15 protein-coding genes are annotated in these 16,271 nt (G+C 41.5%); 3 read left to right on the forward strand and 12 right to left on the reverse strand.

The features are described from left to right. The first annotated feature begins 14 nt into the window (after positions 1-14). Together zapD and yacG are read left to right on the forward strand one after the other, a co-directional pair. Positions 15-755: a cell division protein ZapD gene (zapD, locus tag QUE03_RS16530; protein WP_286263059.1), complete on the forward strand. Its 741-nt coding sequence runs from the start codon at positions 15-17 to the stop codon at positions 753-755. A 47-nt stretch (positions 756-802) separates the two neighbouring features. Then, complete coding sequence (yacG, locus tag QUE03_RS16535; RefSeq protein ID WP_286263060.1) at positions 803-1,039, forward strand: DNA gyrase inhibitor YacG; 237 nt, start codon at positions 803-805, stop codon at positions 1,037-1,039. 52 nt (positions 1,040-1,091) lie between these two features. Here the strand turns inward: yacG and mutT are convergent, their stop codons facing one another. From mutT to QUE03_RS16550, 3 genes are all read right to left on the reverse strand, one after another. Continuing rightward, complete coding sequence (gene mutT / locus QUE03_RS16540) at positions 1,092-1,493, reverse strand: 8-oxo-dGTP diphosphatase MutT (RefSeq protein ID WP_286263061.1); 402 nt, start codon at positions 1,491-1,493, stop codon at positions 1,092-1,094. Between the two features lie 83 nt (positions 1,494-1,576). After that, the gene (gene secA, locus QUE03_RS16545; RefSeq protein WP_286263062.1) at positions 1,577-4,279 is read right to left on the reverse strand and encodes a preprotein translocase subunit SecA; all 2,703 of its coding nucleotides are present in this window, start codon (positions 4,277-4,279) and stop codon (positions 1,577-1,579) included. 74 nt (positions 4,280-4,353) lie between these two features. After that, on the reverse strand, positions 4,354-5,253 hold the full coding sequence (locus QUE03_RS16550) for a M23 family metallopeptidase (RefSeq protein WP_286263063.1): 900 nt from the start codon (positions 5,251-5,253) through the stop codon (positions 4,354-4,356). A gap of 110 nt (positions 5,254-5,363) precedes the next feature. Here QUE03_RS16550 and QUE03_RS16555 point away from each other — a divergent pair, with 110 nt between their 5' ends. Next, complete coding sequence (locus QUE03_RS16555) at positions 5,364-5,771, forward strand: DUF721 domain-containing protein (RefSeq protein WP_286263064.1); 408 nt, start codon at positions 5,364-5,366, stop codon at positions 5,769-5,771. Between the two features lie 76 nt (positions 5,772-5,847). On the opposite strand, the gene lpxC is transcribed toward QUE03_RS16555, so the two are convergent. From lpxC to murD, 9 genes are all read right to left on the reverse strand, one after another. Then, the gene (gene lpxC, locus QUE03_RS16560) at positions 5,848-6,765 is read right to left on the reverse strand and encodes a UDP-3-O-acyl-N-acetylglucosamine deacetylase (RefSeq protein ID WP_286263065.1); all 918 of its coding nucleotides are present in this window, start codon (positions 6,763-6,765) and stop codon (positions 5,848-5,850) included. A gap of 136 nt (positions 6,766-6,901) precedes the next feature. Then, on the reverse strand, positions 6,902-8,065 hold the full coding sequence (ftsZ, locus tag QUE03_RS16565; RefSeq protein ID WP_286263066.1) for a cell division protein FtsZ: 1,164 nt from the start codon (positions 8,063-8,065) through the stop codon (positions 6,902-6,904). Positions 8,066-8,142: 77 nt separating this feature from the next. Beyond that, positions 8,143-9,378, reverse strand: a complete 1,236-nt coding sequence (gene ftsA, locus QUE03_RS16570) for a cell division protein FtsA (protein WP_286263067.1) — start codon at positions 9,376-9,378, stop codon at positions 8,143-8,145. Between the two features lie 2 nt (positions 9,379-9,380). Then, positions 9,381-10,151, reverse strand: coding sequence for a cell division protein FtsQ/DivIB (locus QUE03_RS16575; RefSeq protein WP_286263068.1), 771 nt, complete (start codon positions 10,149-10,151; stop codon positions 9,381-9,383). 2 nt (positions 10,152-10,153) lie between these two features. Then, positions 10,154-11,077: a D-alanine--D-alanine ligase gene (locus tag QUE03_RS16580; protein ID WP_286267889.1), complete on the reverse strand. Its 924-nt coding sequence runs from the start codon at positions 11,075-11,077 to the stop codon at positions 10,154-10,156. 8 nt (positions 11,078-11,085) lie between these two features. Then, complete coding sequence (murC, locus tag QUE03_RS16585) at positions 11,086-12,534, reverse strand: UDP-N-acetylmuramate--L-alanine ligase (protein ID WP_286263069.1); 1,449 nt, start codon at positions 12,532-12,534, stop codon at positions 11,086-11,088. An 8-nt stretch (positions 12,535-12,542) separates the two neighbouring features. After that, positions 12,543-13,667 (reverse strand): undecaprenyldiphospho-muramoylpentapeptide beta-N-acetylglucosaminyltransferase, encoded by a 1,125-nt coding sequence (murG, locus tag QUE03_RS16590; RefSeq protein ID WP_286263070.1) that lies wholly within the window; start codon positions 13,665-13,667, stop codon positions 12,543-12,545. Then, on the reverse strand, positions 13,664-14,887 hold the full coding sequence (gene ftsW / locus QUE03_RS16595; RefSeq protein ID WP_286263071.1) for a cell division protein FtsW: 1,224 nt from the start codon (positions 14,885-14,887) through the stop codon (positions 13,664-13,666). The genes murG and ftsW overlap by 4 nt, the downstream gene beginning before the upstream one ends. Beyond that, positions 14,877-16,265 (reverse strand): UDP-N-acetylmuramoyl-L-alanine--D-glutamate ligase, encoded by a 1,389-nt coding sequence (gene murD / locus QUE03_RS16600; RefSeq protein WP_286263072.1) that lies wholly within the window; start codon positions 16,263-16,265, stop codon positions 14,877-14,879. The genes ftsW and murD overlap by 11 nt, the downstream gene beginning before the upstream one ends. Positions 16,266-16,271: the final 6 nt, after the last annotated feature.

A 16,271-nucleotide genomic window follows, 5' to 3' on the forward strand; every position in this document is an offset into this window, starting at 1 on the left:
ATATTGTATTAAAATTGGTTTTATACGAGCACCCGCTTAATGAGCGCATCCGCAATTATCTAAAGCTTGAGCAATTATTTGCCCAAGTTAAAGGTTATTCACCTGAGCAAATCTCTAATAACTACCAAGTCTTCTTTAATGCATTATTCGCCATCATTGATACCATGGAGCGTAATGACGTTCGGGGCGAATTAATCAAAGATCTAGAAAAGCTAGAACAACATTTGGTGGTTTGGTCACAATCACCAGAAATTGATGGTGGCGCATTAGAAGACAATTTAAAACATGTCATCGCCTTGGTTTGTCAACTGAAGGCCACCAAGCCTACTTGGTTTCAGCTTAGAAACGATAAATTACTGGCCAGCATAAAACAACGATTTGCGATTCAAGGAGGGAGCTCAGCTTTTGACTTACCTCAACTTCAATTCTGGCTTCATCAACCGATTGATAAGATTACAAAGGATATCGATCACTGGTTATTTTTACTATCACAAGTATATCAAGCAATTAAATTAGTATTAAAATTTATAAGACAACGCAGCGCATTTGAAAAGATAGAAACCGACTCGGGCTTTTTTCAAGATAGTGGTGAAGGACTCTTATTACTTCGCATTAAAGTAACACAAGATGCTCAATATTACCCGACAGTCAGCGGCAACCGTTTTAGATACTCTATTCGATTTATGTCACCTTGTGATAGCAGAGGGAGAAAGTACGCCAATCAAGCGACAAAATTTGAATTGTCTCGCTGCTGATTGCTATAATTCTCGTATTACCTATTCAAAGTTAAACAATCAAATTTATGTCTTTAAACGTTCCTTGCCCTACGTGTAAAAAATCAGTTTTATGGGATAAATCTAGCGAGTTTCGACCTTTTTGTTCAAAACGATGTCAACTAATCGACTTAGGTGATTGGGCTGATGAAAGTCATAAAATCACTCAGCCGATGCAAAGCCATGAGCCTCTAACCGAAGAAATGATTGATGCGATGGAAGAACAATTTTTACAACATAATAAGTTTTTTGTAGAGCCTGAATAACAAGCAGAGTCTTCTAACTCTTAATCCTGTTTACGCCTTTGTTAACAAGATTTTATGCCCTACTTTCATATTCCTTGTGTAGCTTTTCAATAATTGGCTGATTCGCTTTTGGAAATTGATAATTCATCAAGTTTGTTATGTCACACCATTTTTGTTCATTACCTTCTTGGGCATTCGGCTCACCGATGAACTGATCCACGATAAATATCTCTAGCTTCACATATTTATCACCATAATCATGTTCAACCAACATAAAGGGCTGACAGGCAAGTACCTCAATAGAAACTTCCTCTTGTAACTCTCTAGCAAGCGCCTGTGCAACAGTTTCGTTTGCTTCTACCTTACCACCAGGAAACTCCCATTTTCCTCCTTGATGCGCGTCTTGATGTCGCTTCGTAATAAATACTTTTTGCTCTTTTAAAATCACGCCAACAGCAACATGTACTTGCTTCATTTGAACCTCTTTTTTTGATATAAAAATGCCAGTCAGTGACTGGCATTCTTAACTCTTATTTCAGTGTGTACTATGACACGATGTTAGCTTAGCTTACCGTGACATTGTTTGTATTTTTTACCAGAGCCACACGGACAAGGCTCATTGCGCCCTACTCTTGGCTGCTGTGGTTTGGGTGCTGTTTCGTCGGTAGCAGTTTCATGTTGATAATTTTTTGGTAGCTCATCGGCTTTACGGTGTTGCTCTTCTACCACTTCAACATCAGATTCTGCTTGAATCTGCACTTTACTTAAAATACCAATGACATCGTATTTTAAGTTATCCAACATTTCTGAAAACAGTTCAAATGATTCACGTTTATATTCTTGTTTAGGATTTTTTTGCGCATAGCCACGCAAATGGATACCTTGACGTAAATGATCGACAGCCGCTAAATGCTCTTTCCAGTGTGAATCTAGGCTTTGTAACATTACCGCTTTTTCGAACTGTCTTAATACATCAGCACCAACAGCTTCTTCTTTAGCTGAATATACGTTTTCAAAGCTCTCAATGATTTTTTCACGTAATGTTTCTTCATGAAGTTTTTTATCTTCCTCAAGCCATTTAGCTATCGGCAGTTCAGTATTCAATTCACCCTTTAATCGATCTTCAAGACCTGAGATATCCCACATTTCCTCTAACGATTGACGCGGAATATGTTGATCAATAATGCTCTCAATAACATCGTGACGAATATTACCAACCACTTCTCCAATATCCGCTTCGTTAAGTAATTCGTTACGTTGTTCGTAAATCACTTTACGCTGATCGTTGGCAACATCATCAAACTCAAGTAGTTGTTTACGAATATCAAAGTTACGACCTTCAACTTTACGTTGCGCGTTTTCGATGCTGCGTGTTACCCAAGGGTGTTCAATAGCTTCGCCATGTTCCATACCGAGTTTACGCATCATGTTAGCAATACGCTCTGATGCGAAAATACGCATTAAGCCATCTTCCATCGATAAATAGAATCGTGTTGAACCTGCATCACCTTGACGACCTGAACGACCACGTAATTGGTTATCAATACGACGAGATTCATGACGCTCTGTCGCAACAATATGCAAACCACCAAGTTCAAGCACTTTGTCGTGTTGTTCTTTCCATTCTGCTTTAATTTTCTCAATCTGTTCATCAGATGGATTATTTAATTTTGCTATTGCTGCATCTAAATTACCACCTAGTACAATATCAGTACCACGACCGGCCATGTTTGTTGCGATTGTTACCGCGCCAACTTTACCAGCGTCTGCAACAATTTCAGCTTCCTGAGCATGGAATTTAGCATTCAATACTTTATGTTTGATTTTAGCTTTTTTAAGAAAATCTGATAAAAATTCAGACGTTTCTATGCTGATAGTACCAACAAGCACCGGCTGGCCACGTTCAACACAATCTTTAATGTCTTCTAAAATAGCTTCAAACTTTTCTTCACCTGTAAGGTAAATCAAATCCGCCATGTCTTTACGGATCATTGGCTGGTTCGTAGGAATAAGCACAGTTTCCAAGCCATAGATATGACTAAATTCAAATGCTTCTGTATCCGCCGTACCTGTCATACCAGATAATTTATTGTATAACCTGAAGTAGTTTTGGAAAGTAATTGATGCCAATGTTTGGTTTTCATTTTGAATGTTTACACCTTCTTTTGCCTCAACGGCTTGGTGTAAACCTTCTGACCAACGACGTCCTTCCATTGTTCGACCAGTATGCTCGTCAACAATAACGATTTCGTCATCTTTAACAATGTAATCAACATCTTTTTGGAACAAGGTATGAGCACGAAGTGCTGCCATTACATGATGTAATAAACCGATATTACCAGCACCAAATAATGAACCACCCTCTTGGATCAAACCTTTTTCTTGAAGGATTTGCTCTACATTAATTTGGCCACGTTCGGTTAGATAAATTTGTTTTGCTTTTTCATCAACGGTGTAATCACCTTCAACAAAATCGGCTGATTGACCTTCCTCGGCATCTTTATCTTCTTCACTTTGCACTGTTAGGTTTGGCACAATAGTATTGATCTGTCGATAAAGCTCAGAGCTATCTTCTGCCTGACCTGAAATAATTAATGGCGTACGCGCCTCATCAATTAAGATCGAGTCAACTTCATCTACAACCGCAAAGTTCAATTCTTTTTGCGCTTTGTCTTCAGGTCTGAAAGCCATATTATCGCGCAAATAATCAAAGCCAAATTCATTGTTTGTGCCATAGGTAATATCAGCACTGTAAGCGGCTTGCTTATCTTCTGGTGATAAACCAGGAATGTTACAACCAACCGTTAAACCTAAGAATTCAAATAATGGACGAGACCAATCAGCATCACGTTTTGCTAGATAGTCATTGACGGTAACAATGTGCACACCTTTACCTGATAATGCATTTAAATAGGAAGGTAGTGTTGCGGTAAGTGTTTTACCCTCACCAGTTCTCATTTCAGCAATTTTACCGTCGTTTAACACCATGCCACCGATCATTTGCACATCAAAGTGGCGCATACCAAAGACACGCTTACTCGCTTCACGTACAACTGCAAACGCTTCTGGTAGAATTGAATCTAATGCATCACCTTGTTCAAGGCGGTCCTTAAACTCTTGTGTTTTGGCTTTCAATTCTTCGTCATTTAAAGCTTCAAGTGCTGGCTCAAATGCATTAATTATTTTTACTTCTTTACGCATTTTTTTCAGTAATCGATCATTACGACTACCAAATACTTTTGTCATTAGTTTTACTAACATGTTTGCTTAACCACTATTAAGAGAATTCTTTCATTAAAATTAAATGTTATTTAACACAAGGTGATACTTGGTGTTCACTTTGCCTTTCTGTATACATATTTTATCGGGTTTATTTGTGCACCGTTTCTAAGGATTTCATAATGAACATGTGGTCCTGTAGAGCGCCCTGTACTGCCCATTTTCGCAATCACATCGCCTTTGGTTACGACATCCCCAACATTAACAAGGATTTCTTTGTTATGACCGAATCGCGTTTTAAAACCGTTTCCGTGATCAATTTCAATTAAATTGCCGTATCCATAGCGTTCACTCGACCAACTAACTACGCCAGAAGCAGTAGCAATGATGTCGGCGTCTTCTTTACCTGCAAAATCAACCCCTTTATGCATTGCGGGTCGACCATTAAAAGGGTCTTTACGCACACCATAATATGAGGACAACCAACCTTTTGATATTGGTCTACCAGATAGATAACTCGTGTTTTCTATATGGTGACCAAGTGTTAAAGATTCAAGCACCTTTAACTGTTTTTCTTCGTAATTGATTTTATTCGTTAATTCGTCAATTTCTAACAACAGTTCATTTATCGTTTTATGAGTTATTGCATCAACCGACAGCACCGGACCACCTGATGGAGGTAATGACTGAAAATTAAATTCTTTTTCAGAAATATTACTCTCAGCGGCTAGCCTGTCGCCTAATGCATTTAATCTAAGAATTTGACTTTGTAATTCAGCCACTTTGATAGTTAACGCAATAACTTCTTGGCTTTGCATGCTACCTTCATTTATTGCTGAAAGTGGTGGTGAATCTTTTTGTGAAGCGGAACTAGGTACTGCATCTGACGAAAAAAATAAATGAACAACACTGCCCGAAATCAAGGCAAAAACAATCACGGCAGATAGCCAACGAAGTTTATTTAGCTTCATTGAGAATCTAACGTTTTTTCCTCGATACAGTAATGTTAAACTCATGGGATAATATGCATTTGACTATAGACAGACTTGGATGACTCAGTGCGATGACTAGAAGATCTAAAAATCCTGTCGAAATGTCGACCCTATTTAAAACAACGTCCGGCACTTTGGCACAAATCAGTCAAAAAACCAACTCTATAAAAAAAATTGAGGTTATTGTACGACAAATTTGTCCCGACCTACCAGAAGAGTCTTGGCATATTGCTAATTTTTCACAAAATAAAATATTTATCGAAGTCGGATCACCTATTTGGGGACAAAGATTACAATTCGAAAAGAATCGCATTGCAAATCAACTGTCGATTGAGACCGAAGGCGCTTTTAGCCAAGTAGAACTAAAAGTAAACCCCTATTTTAATAAAGCAAAGCCTCAAGCTTCAGAAATAGCAAAACCGAAAAAATCAATGTCAGAAGCTTCCGCAACACAACTTAGGAATGTTGCAACTATTGCTCCTAAAAGCCTGCAGGAAAAAATATTAAAACTAGCGAAGCACGTCAATAACACTAATAATTAGTCAGGTGATTTCATCCAAAGCGAATGCTGGGTATAAAAAAACCGACATATTGTCGGTTTTTAGACATTCAATCTATTTAGAAAACTGAAGGGCTTGTTTCATGATACATAATAGGTGCTTCTGCTTCGTCTTCGTATGTCACCCATTCCCATGACTCGACTTGCTTAAATACTTCTCTTAAAAGAATGTTGTTTAACGCATGGCCCGATTTAAACGCATTAAGTTCGCCTAAGATACTGACGCCACCCATGTATAAATCACCAATAGCATCCAAGATTTTGTGCTTTACAAACTCATCGTCGTAACGGAGTTCATCTTTGTTAAGCATGCGGTACTCATCAAGTACAATCGCATTTTCAAGGCTTCCGCCTAAAGCAAGGTTATGCGAGCGCAAAAACTCGATATCCTTCATAAAACCAAATGTACGTGCCCGGCTAATTTCTTTAATAAAAGAACAGCTTGATAAGTCCATGCTCATTGCTTGAACTGTTTTGGCAATAACGGGGTGCTCAAATTCAATTGAAAAGTTAACTCGGAACCCTTCATGAGGTAGTAACTCCGCCCACTTATCACCTTCGGTGACACGAATTGGCTTTTTGATGCGTAAAAAGCGCTTTGCTACATTGAGAGTTTCAACGCCGACCGATTGGATCAGGTAAACAAAAGGTAGGGCACTGCCGTCCATGATTGGAATTTCTGGTGAATCAACATCAATAATCAAGTTATCAATGCCTAAGCCAGCCACCGCTGACAGAAGGTGTTCGACGGTGGAGATCTGAACACCATCTTCATTCACCAAACACGTACATAAAGTTGTTTCACCCACAGCTTCAGGTGTGGCTTTTATATCAACAACAGGATCTAAATCTACACGGCGAAATACTATACCAGTATTAGCGGCAGCAGGACGGAGAGTGACCTGAACCTTTTCACCTTTATGCAGACCAACACCTACGGTTGATACACTTTCTTTTAATGTACGTTGTTTAATCATAGTTCGCCTTAATTAGCCCGACAAATTGAACATTACCTACACCCTAGCTTTAGGGGCGGCGTAATATATCAAAAAATGCTAACAAAATCAAAAGTTCAGCATGTCTGTGTACTAAATGTAACAAATATATCAAATATTAATCTGCTTGCTTACGCAAAAATGCAGGAATATCTAAGTAATTGTCGAGCTCAGCATGCGTTGTTTTAACCGCTGCAGCTTGTGCATTTACTTCTGGCATTGCAACAGGTACGGCTTCAGGTTGTGGGCTAGTAATGTAATCACTACCAACGACTTGTGGCTCAGCCTGTGGCATAGGATTAACCAAAGTGATATCTGGTTTACGCTCTGCGCCAATGCCTGTTGCTACTACCGTTACACGCAGTTCATCAGTCATTTCCGGGTCAATTACCGCGCCAACAACAACTGTTGCGTTTTCCGAAGCGAATGCTTTAACTGCATTACCTACAGTTTCAAATTCATCAATACTGATGTCCATACCCGCCGTGATATTAACCAAAATACCACGAGCACCAGCTAAATCTACGTCTTCTAATAATGGGCTAGAAATAGCAGCTTCCGCGGCCTCTTCAGCACGATCAGGACCTGATGCAATACCAGAGCCCATCATTGCTGTACCCATTTCTGACATCACTGTTCGTACATCAGCGAAATCCACATTGATTAAACCTGGACGAGTAATCAACTCAGCAATACCTTGAACAGCTCCTAGTAGTACGTTATTGGCCGCTTTAAATGCATCCAATAATGATGTGCCAGGGCCTAATACTTTAAGCAGCTTTTCGTTGGGAATAGTGATCAACGAGTCGACATTTTTGGCTAAGAACTCAATCCCTTGCTCTGCGTAATTCATACGCTTTTTACCTTCAAAAGGGAAGGGTTTAGTGACAACTGCAACCGTTAAAATCCCCATTTCCTTTGCCACTTCAGCAACTACAGGTGCAGCACCAGTACCCGTACCACCACCCATACCAGCAGCAATAAAGATCATGTCAGAGCCTTGCAATGTTTGCTTAATAGTTTCTCTGTCTTCTTCAGCAGCGCGACGGCCTATTTCTGGGTTAGCACCCGCGCCAAGCCCTTTAGTCACATCAGTACCTAGTTGTAATGTAACATTCGCTGATGAGTTGCGTAACGCTTGTGAATCCGTATTTGCGGTAGTAAATTCAACACCTTCAATCGTTTGGCTTACCATATGCTCGACAGCATTACCGCCACCGCCACCGACACCAATAACTTTAATTACCGCTTCTTCGTTGTGATCTTCCATCAATTCAAACATTTTTATTCTCTCCGTTTTTTAAACGTTGTTTTTCCACCAAAATGAAATAAGTACCTGTCGATACCTTTTCAAAACTTTTAAAATTCACCTTTAAACCAAGCACTTAAACGTGACAACATACCTGTCATCGTCTCCGTACTTTTCTTTTTACTTTCTTCATTGTCTGCCGCTTGAAGCCCGTAATGCAGAAGCCCTACGACAGTTGCATAAGTAGGATCGTTGACATACTCTTTCAATCCTTCTACTTCTAGCGGTTTAGCTATGCGTACAGGCATCTGAAATACCTCTTCTGCAAATTCAACAACGCCTTCCATCTTCGACGTTCCGCCTGTAAATACATAACCTGCTGCAATTTGATCTTCTAAGCCACATTCACGTAGCTCTTCTTGAATTAATTCAAAAAGCTCGTGATATCTAGGCTCAACCACTTCCGAAAGCGTATGGCGTGACATCGAGCGAGCAGGACGCCCGCCAACACTAGGCACTTCAATGCTCTCTTCCATGCTCACCATTTGACGCAATGCGCACGCATATTTCACTTTAATATCTTCAGCGTGGCTCAATGGCGTTCTAAATATTTTTGCTATATCACTTGTTACTTGGTTACCAGCTACTGGAATAACTGCGGTGTGACGCAATGCTCCACCTGTAAATACAGCTAAATCCATAGTGCCTGCGCCCATATCAACAACGCAGATACCTAGTTCTTTTTCGTCATCGGTGACAACCGCATAACTCGACGCAAGTGCAGAAAAGATCAGCTGATCCGCTTTCAAATCACAACGTTCTACACACTTGACTAAATTCTTCGCCATGTCATTAGCGCAGGTAACAATATGTACCTTTGCTTCCATACGCACACCAGACATACCGATAGGGCTTTTAATACCGTCTTGGCAATCTATGGTGTACTCCTGAGGTAATACATGCAGCATCAGTCTTTCTGCAGCAATTGGTACAGAGCGTGCTGTGTGAATAACATTATCCACATCTTCTTGCACCACTTCTTTGTCATTGATAGGCACCATGCCATTTTCGTTTTGGCAACTGATGTGCTTGCCCGATATGCCAAGATAAATAGACGATATGTTGCAGTCTGCCATCAGCTCAGCTTCATTAACCGCTCGCTGAATCGATTGGATCACTAGGTTTAGGTCATTAACGCCACCTTTATCCATACCACGTGATGGCTGATTACCAACACCAACAATACTCATTTTACCTTCAGGCGTAATTTCGCCCACCGCGACAGAAATCTTTGACGTCCCGATATCTAAACCAACTACCAATTTTCTGTCTGTCACTTTAGCCATTATTAAACTCTTTCTTTTTCAGGTGCTGGCTTCCAGCCAACAGCTACACCAGTGTCATATCTTAAATCAACATAATCGACTAGCTTGTTATCTTGTTGTTTATCTTTGATCTCTTGATAAACATCCATAAATCGTTGAACACGCTCAACACGTTCTTCGCGTCCTAAGTTCAAACGCACGCCATCACTTAAAGTCAGTTGCCAAGAGTAGCGCTCTGATAACACTAACTCATCAATGGACAACACGTCGTACGACAACATTTCGTTTAAATTCCTATAATTTTCTAGAGCTATTTTCTCGCTACCTTCAGGGCCAAAAAATGCCGGTAAATGATGGTTTATCCTATTGGCATTGGCTTGAAAGGCCTTACCGAATTCATTAAGAAAAAACTCACCGTTCCAAAGCGCAACAGGCCTCTGATCGACAACGTACACTTTCAATTCGTTTGGCCACTGTTTTCGTACAGATACTGAGTAAACCCAAGGCAAATCCTGAACTCGTTGTTGAACTTCATTCACATTTACTTTAAAAAAATTGCCTAAATGTACTGACTCAATAGCAGCCATCACATCTTGTTTTTGTGTATAAGGCATTTCCCCTGTGATCAACAAAGAAGTCACAGGCACATTTTCTTCAGCGCCGACTCTTTTGCTAACAAACCAGCCCATAGATAACATGGCAATAACCACCAAGAAAAAAAACACAAAGCCTAGCCAAAACCCCCAATGTACTTGGGTTTCCTGAGCGCTGATGTCTTTCTTAGCTTTAGCCATTACTACTGCTCTTTACTTAATGAAACTATTTTTGTTACTAATGCCGGAAAATCTAAACCCGCCACTTTCGCCGCTTTAGGGACCAAAGAGGTTTCTGTCATGCCCGGAGAAGTATTCACTTCAAGTACCTGCCATTGTCCTTGTTCACTTTGCATTACATCAACTCGGCCCCAACCTTTAGCGCCAACGGCTTTAAACGCCTTTAACGCAATGGCTTGTAATTCTTGCTCTGTCTGCTCTGCTAAGCCGCTCGGGCAATGATATAAGGTACTTGTGGATTGATATTTCGCCTCGTAATCATAAAACTCCCTTGGCGTTTCCATATGAATAACCGGCAGTGCTTGCTCACCTAAAATAGCAATCGTGTACTCAGGTCCATTAATCCACGCTTCAATCAATACTTGTTCATCGTATTTGAATGCCTTTATCAGCGCATCATCCAATTCTTTTGAGTTAGTCACAATTGACATACCAATGCTCGAGCCCTCATTAGCCGGCTTCACCATTGCTTTACCGCCAAGCCCCTCTAGAATCGACTTACAACGACTTGTCTGATAAGTTGCCTTTTCGACTACTTCAAATGCCGCTGTCGGGATATTAAGCGCTTTAAAAACCAGCTTACTGCGTACTTTGTCCATACAGAGTGCCGAGCCAAGCACATCTGAGCCTGTGTATGGTATCCCAATCGTATCCAAAGCACCTTGCATTGTGCCATCCTCACCACCTCTGCCATGAAGTGCAATAAATGCTCTATCAAAGCCACCTGATGTTAAAGACATCACCGGCGTATCTTTAGGGTCAACGAGCTCAACGTCAAATCCCGCTTTTTCTAACCCTCGAGCAATAGCTTCACCCGACATGATTGAAACTTCTCGTTCAGCTGATGTGCCGCCATAGAGCACAGCTATTTTTTCTTGTTGTAACATAGAAGACACTACTTACTGCCCTCATTCATAGACGTAATATTAAGTAACGGGTGCTCTGCTAAGGTCCTTGAAACCGTGCCGATATTTCCAGCGCCTTGAGTAATAACCATGTCACCATCAATTAACTGCTTGGCTAATACCTCGGGTAATTTATCAATATCACTGACATAAATTGGCTCTACTTGTCCGCGTTGACGAATAGAACGCGCTAAACTTTTACTATCGGCCGTGGAAATTGGCGCTTCTCCAGCGGCATAAACGTCAAGTAACACTAAGCAATCAACCTCAGAAAGTACTTCAACAAAATCTTCATATAGATCTCGTGTACGAGTATAGCGATGTGGCTGGAACACCATCACGAGCCTTTTATCTGGCCAGCCGTTACGCATGGCTTTAATTGTTGCTTCTACTTCACGCGGGTGGTGTCCGTAATCATCAACTAGCGCCATCACGCCCGTATTTGTTTTTAAATCAGTAAGTTGTTCAAAGCGACGACCAATGCCTTCAAATTCACCCAGTGCTTTACAAATTGCTTGGTTAGATACACCTTCGTCTTTCGCAACGGCTATGGCCGCTAGAGCATTTAGAACATTGTGCTGGCCCGGTAAGTTAACGCTCACTGCCAGCGGTTCGTTTCCTGGCATTTCAACAGTAAAATGACTTTGACCACCTGACTGGGTATATGAAATTGCGCGAACATCAGCATCATCAGAGAAGCCATAAGTAATAATTTGGCGCGCAACACGGGGTAATATTTCTCGCACCACAGGGTTATCTATGCACATCACAGCCACGCCATAGAAAGGTAAATTATGTAAAAACTCAAGATAAGTTTCTTTGAGTTTTTCAAAATCCCCTTGATAGGTTTCCATATGATCTTCATCAATGTTGGTTACTACCGCGACCATGGGTTGAAGATGTAAAAAAGAGGCGTCCGATTCATCCGCTTCAGCAACTAAGTATCGACTTGAGCCTAATCGTGCATTGGTACCTGCACTATTTAGCAACCCACCGATCACAAAGGTTGGATCAAAATCGCCTTCCGCCATGATGCTCGCGATCAAACTGGTAGTCGTGGTTTTACCGTGCGTACCGGCTATTGCGATTCCGTGTCTAAAACGCATTAACTCTGCAAGCATTTCTGCGCGTCTTACCACTGGGATACGCATTTGTTGTGCTGCGGCAATTTCTGGATTAGCTGCGTCAATAGCCGTAGATACAACAATAACACTCGCTCCAGCAATATTTGATTCACTGTGGCCAATAAATACCGTTGCACCTTTGGCTTTTAAGCGTTTAACGACTGCATTTTCGCCAATGTCCGAGCCAGATATCTCATATCCTTCGTTGAGCAATACTTCAGCGATGCCGCCCATACCTGCGCCACCAATACCAACAAAGTGTATTTGTTTAACCCGACGCATTTCAGGAATTTTAATAGGAGCTGTTTGGTTCATGTTATTTCTCATTCGGTTACCCACTGTTTGCACGCTAGTGCAACGCTTACAGTTGCATCTGCATGGGCTGCATCAATGGCAGCTTTTGACATCGAGCGCAAGACAGCATCCGAAATGAAAAGGCTGTTTAACATTTGCGCCATTGTGGTACCGTTTAAATCTTTTTGATTAATTAATTTTGCTGCGCCACGTGAAACCAAATACATGGCATTTTTGGTTTGGTGGTCATCAACAGCGTGTGGCAAAGGAATAAAAATGGCAGGTTTACCAGCCATAGCTAACTCCGACACGGTTAAAGCACCAGAACGACAAATTACAACATCAGCCCATTTATAAGCCTTTGCCATGTCATCAATAAATTCACTGACTTTGATTTTATTATCTGGTAAGCCAAACTCTTGGTATTTCTCTTTGACCGCTGTTTCGTTGCCTTTTCCTGTTTGATGCCAAACATCAATATTTTGCACTTGAATTTGTTTCATCGCTTGAGGAATAGTGTCATTGAGTACTTTCGCACCCAGACTACCACCGACTACCAACACTTTTTTGGTTGATGTAGGTTGTTCAGGCATACTCGGTGTAATAGCAAGGATTTCTGCGCGTAATGGATTTCCTACTACTTCATGCTTTAGCGAGGCTTTGAAAGCATTAGGAAACGCACTTAGGACGGTGCTCGCAACACGCGCTAAATAACGATTGCTCATTCCGGCAACCGCATTTTGTTCATGCAAGACTAAAGGTTTGCCTAATAACCATGCAGCAATGCCACCAGGCGCACTGGCATAGCCGCCCATGCCAAGAACAACATCGGGGTTAATGCCACGTATGACTTTAATCGACTGCATTAATGACTGCATCAACTTGAATGGGATCTTAATGAGTTCTTTCCAACCTTTATTTCTAAGGCCAGCCATATTAATAAAGGAGATGTTATAGCCGTACTGTGGCACTAACGTAGCTTCCATACGTTTAGACGTACCGAGCCAATGAATTTGCCAACCTTCTTGTTCTAGCGCCTGAGCGACTGCAATACCTGGGAAGATATGTCCACCGGTACCACCTGCCATAACAAGCAACTTAGGCGCCTTGTCTGTCTTAATTCCTGAAGGAACGTTTTGATGATCATTGATCATTTTTTTGCCCCTTTTTTACTCTGCGTTTTTCCTGCAGACGTTGCCTGTATACTTTGCAGTCGAATCTCGTGATCGATTCTAATCAGAATGACAAAGGCAATAGTCATGATAATCATTGAACTGCCGCCATAACTGATTAATGGCATAGTCAGTCCTTTTGTTGGCACAATACCAGCGCTAGCACCAATATTTACCGCCGCCTGAAAACACAACCAAATGCCAATACCATAGGCAAAAAAACCTTCAAAATACTTTTCTTTATTGACCGCTTTACGACCCAGCATTAACGCTTTTATCACAACAATACTACTCAACAACAACACCGCGCTTATACCAATGAAACCGAACTCTTCCGCTAAAACAGCCATAACAAAATCGGTATGTGCTTCTGGAAGGTACTCTAATTTTTGAATGCTATTCCCTAACCCTTGGCCTGTCACTTCTCCGCGCCCATAAGCCATTAGCGATTGGGTCAATTGATAGCCACTACCGAACGGGTCTTGCCACGGATCTAAAAAGCTTGTCACACGACGCCAACGGTAGGGTTCAAAAATAGCGAGCGATGATAGCGCAGCAACCCCAACTATCGCAATAGCTATGAATTGCCATAATTTGGCACCCGCTAAAAATAGTAGTCCGAAAGTAGTAACAAACATCACCACAACGGTACCTAAATCAGGCTGCATTAATAGCAACATCGCCAGCACACCAAAGACAACCAATGGCTTGAAGAAGCCTTTGATGTTCTCCATCACCTCATCACGGCGGCGCACTAAATAAGCGGCTAAGTAGCAAAAGAAAAATAATTTTGCAGGCTCTGCTGCCTGAATAGTGATTGGACCAACAACAATCCAGCGTGTTGATCCATTTACCGAACGACCTATTAACAGCACAACGACGAGCAAACCAATGCCCAGTAAGAGTAATCCGCCAGAATTTTTATGCCACCAACTCATTGGAATTTGTAGTGCACCAATGGCGATCACAATACTTAAGCCAATGTAAATGACGTGGCGGAAAACAAAATGAAAAGGATTATCAAACAAGCGCTCGGCGACAGGCATCGATGAGCTCGCCACCATCACCAAGCCAATCATATACATTGCAAACGCAAGAACAATTAAGCTTCGATCGAAGGTTACACTTGCATTGGAGTCCACAGTTAACCAATTAGGCAAACTTGGCCACTTAAATGAGCCAACAGTGATATTAACTGTCATGGCGCACCTCATTAACTGCGAGTACTTCGCGCACGAACACTTCACCACGTTCACTAAAGTTTTTAAACATGTCGATGCTTGCGCACGCTGGTGACAATAGAACAATGTCTCCTGAACGCGCTAGTTCTTTAGCTTTAGCTACCGCTAAGCGTAAATCAGCAACATTGATACTGTTGTCATGTAAAGCCGCTATTTTTTGCCCGTCTTTACCCAAAGTGATTAAACTATCTACCCATTCAGTCAATGGTGGTACTAGTGGTGTAAAGTCAGCCCCTTTTCCTTCACCGCCCGCAATCAATATTAGCCGTTGTGAATCATTAATTGTCGAGGCTAGCCCATTGATAGCCGCTATCGTAGCGCCTACATTGGTTGCCTTAGAGTCATTAATCCACAAGATACCGTCGGCGCTTTTTACCGGCTGACAGCGATGCGGCAGTGTTTCAAATGAGGTTAGTACTTTAACCATTTCCTTTATAGGCCAACCAACACTTTGACCTATCGCCAAGGCAGTTAAGCAATTTAGCGCATTGTGCATGCCTGCGATAGGTAAATCACGAATCGATATTAAAGGACTTACGCCATAGAATAGCCATATTTCGTCTTTGCAGTTATCTAAACCAAACTCTCCCATTGCTGGCTTATCACTTCCTATCGATGTGACAACCGCAGGCTCTGAGTGACTGAGAATGGACCTTGAAGCGGTTGGTATGGTAGCTTCATCATCACGATTATAAATCGCTGTACGGCATTGCTGATAGATTCGCTGTTTTATTGCACCATAGTTATTCATATCGTGATGTCTATCTAGATGATCATCACTTAAATTAAGCATCGCGCCAGCAACAGCGTCCATACTCGTCATGGTTTCTAGTTGGAAACTAGATAATTCAAGAATAAGCAGCTCAGGCTGTTCATCGATGGTATCTAGTACTGGTACTCCAACATTACCGCCAAGCTGTGTGCTGTGCCCCAGCTGTTTACCGATATGATCAACAAGAGAAACCACTGTTGATTTACCGTTTGAGCCCGTTACTGCAACAGTCGGTGTTTGAGTCAGGCGACAATAAAGCTCGACATCACCCCATACTTGACAACTAGGAGAAATTGACTGATTTATCCCTGATGATTCTAAATCAATACCTGGGCTTACCAGCAAGATTTCAGCGCGTTCAATGAGTGACTGATCCCAATGCCCTTGAACTAAGGTGGCCTCAGGATACTGCCTACTAAAGATTTCTTCTTCAACAATATCGTCACGACTGTCATTTACCGCAAAAACAAACTGATGCGCGCTTAAAAAACGCACAAAAGACATCCCTGTTAGGCCAAGACCTAACACGACTATCTGTTTATTTCTTAATTGCGATAAACTATCCATCAAGTC

Source organism: Thalassotalea atypica, from assembly GCF_030295975.1.
GTDB lineage: Bacteria > Pseudomonadota > Gammaproteobacteria > Enterobacterales > Alteromonadaceae > Thalassotalea_F > Thalassotalea_F atypica.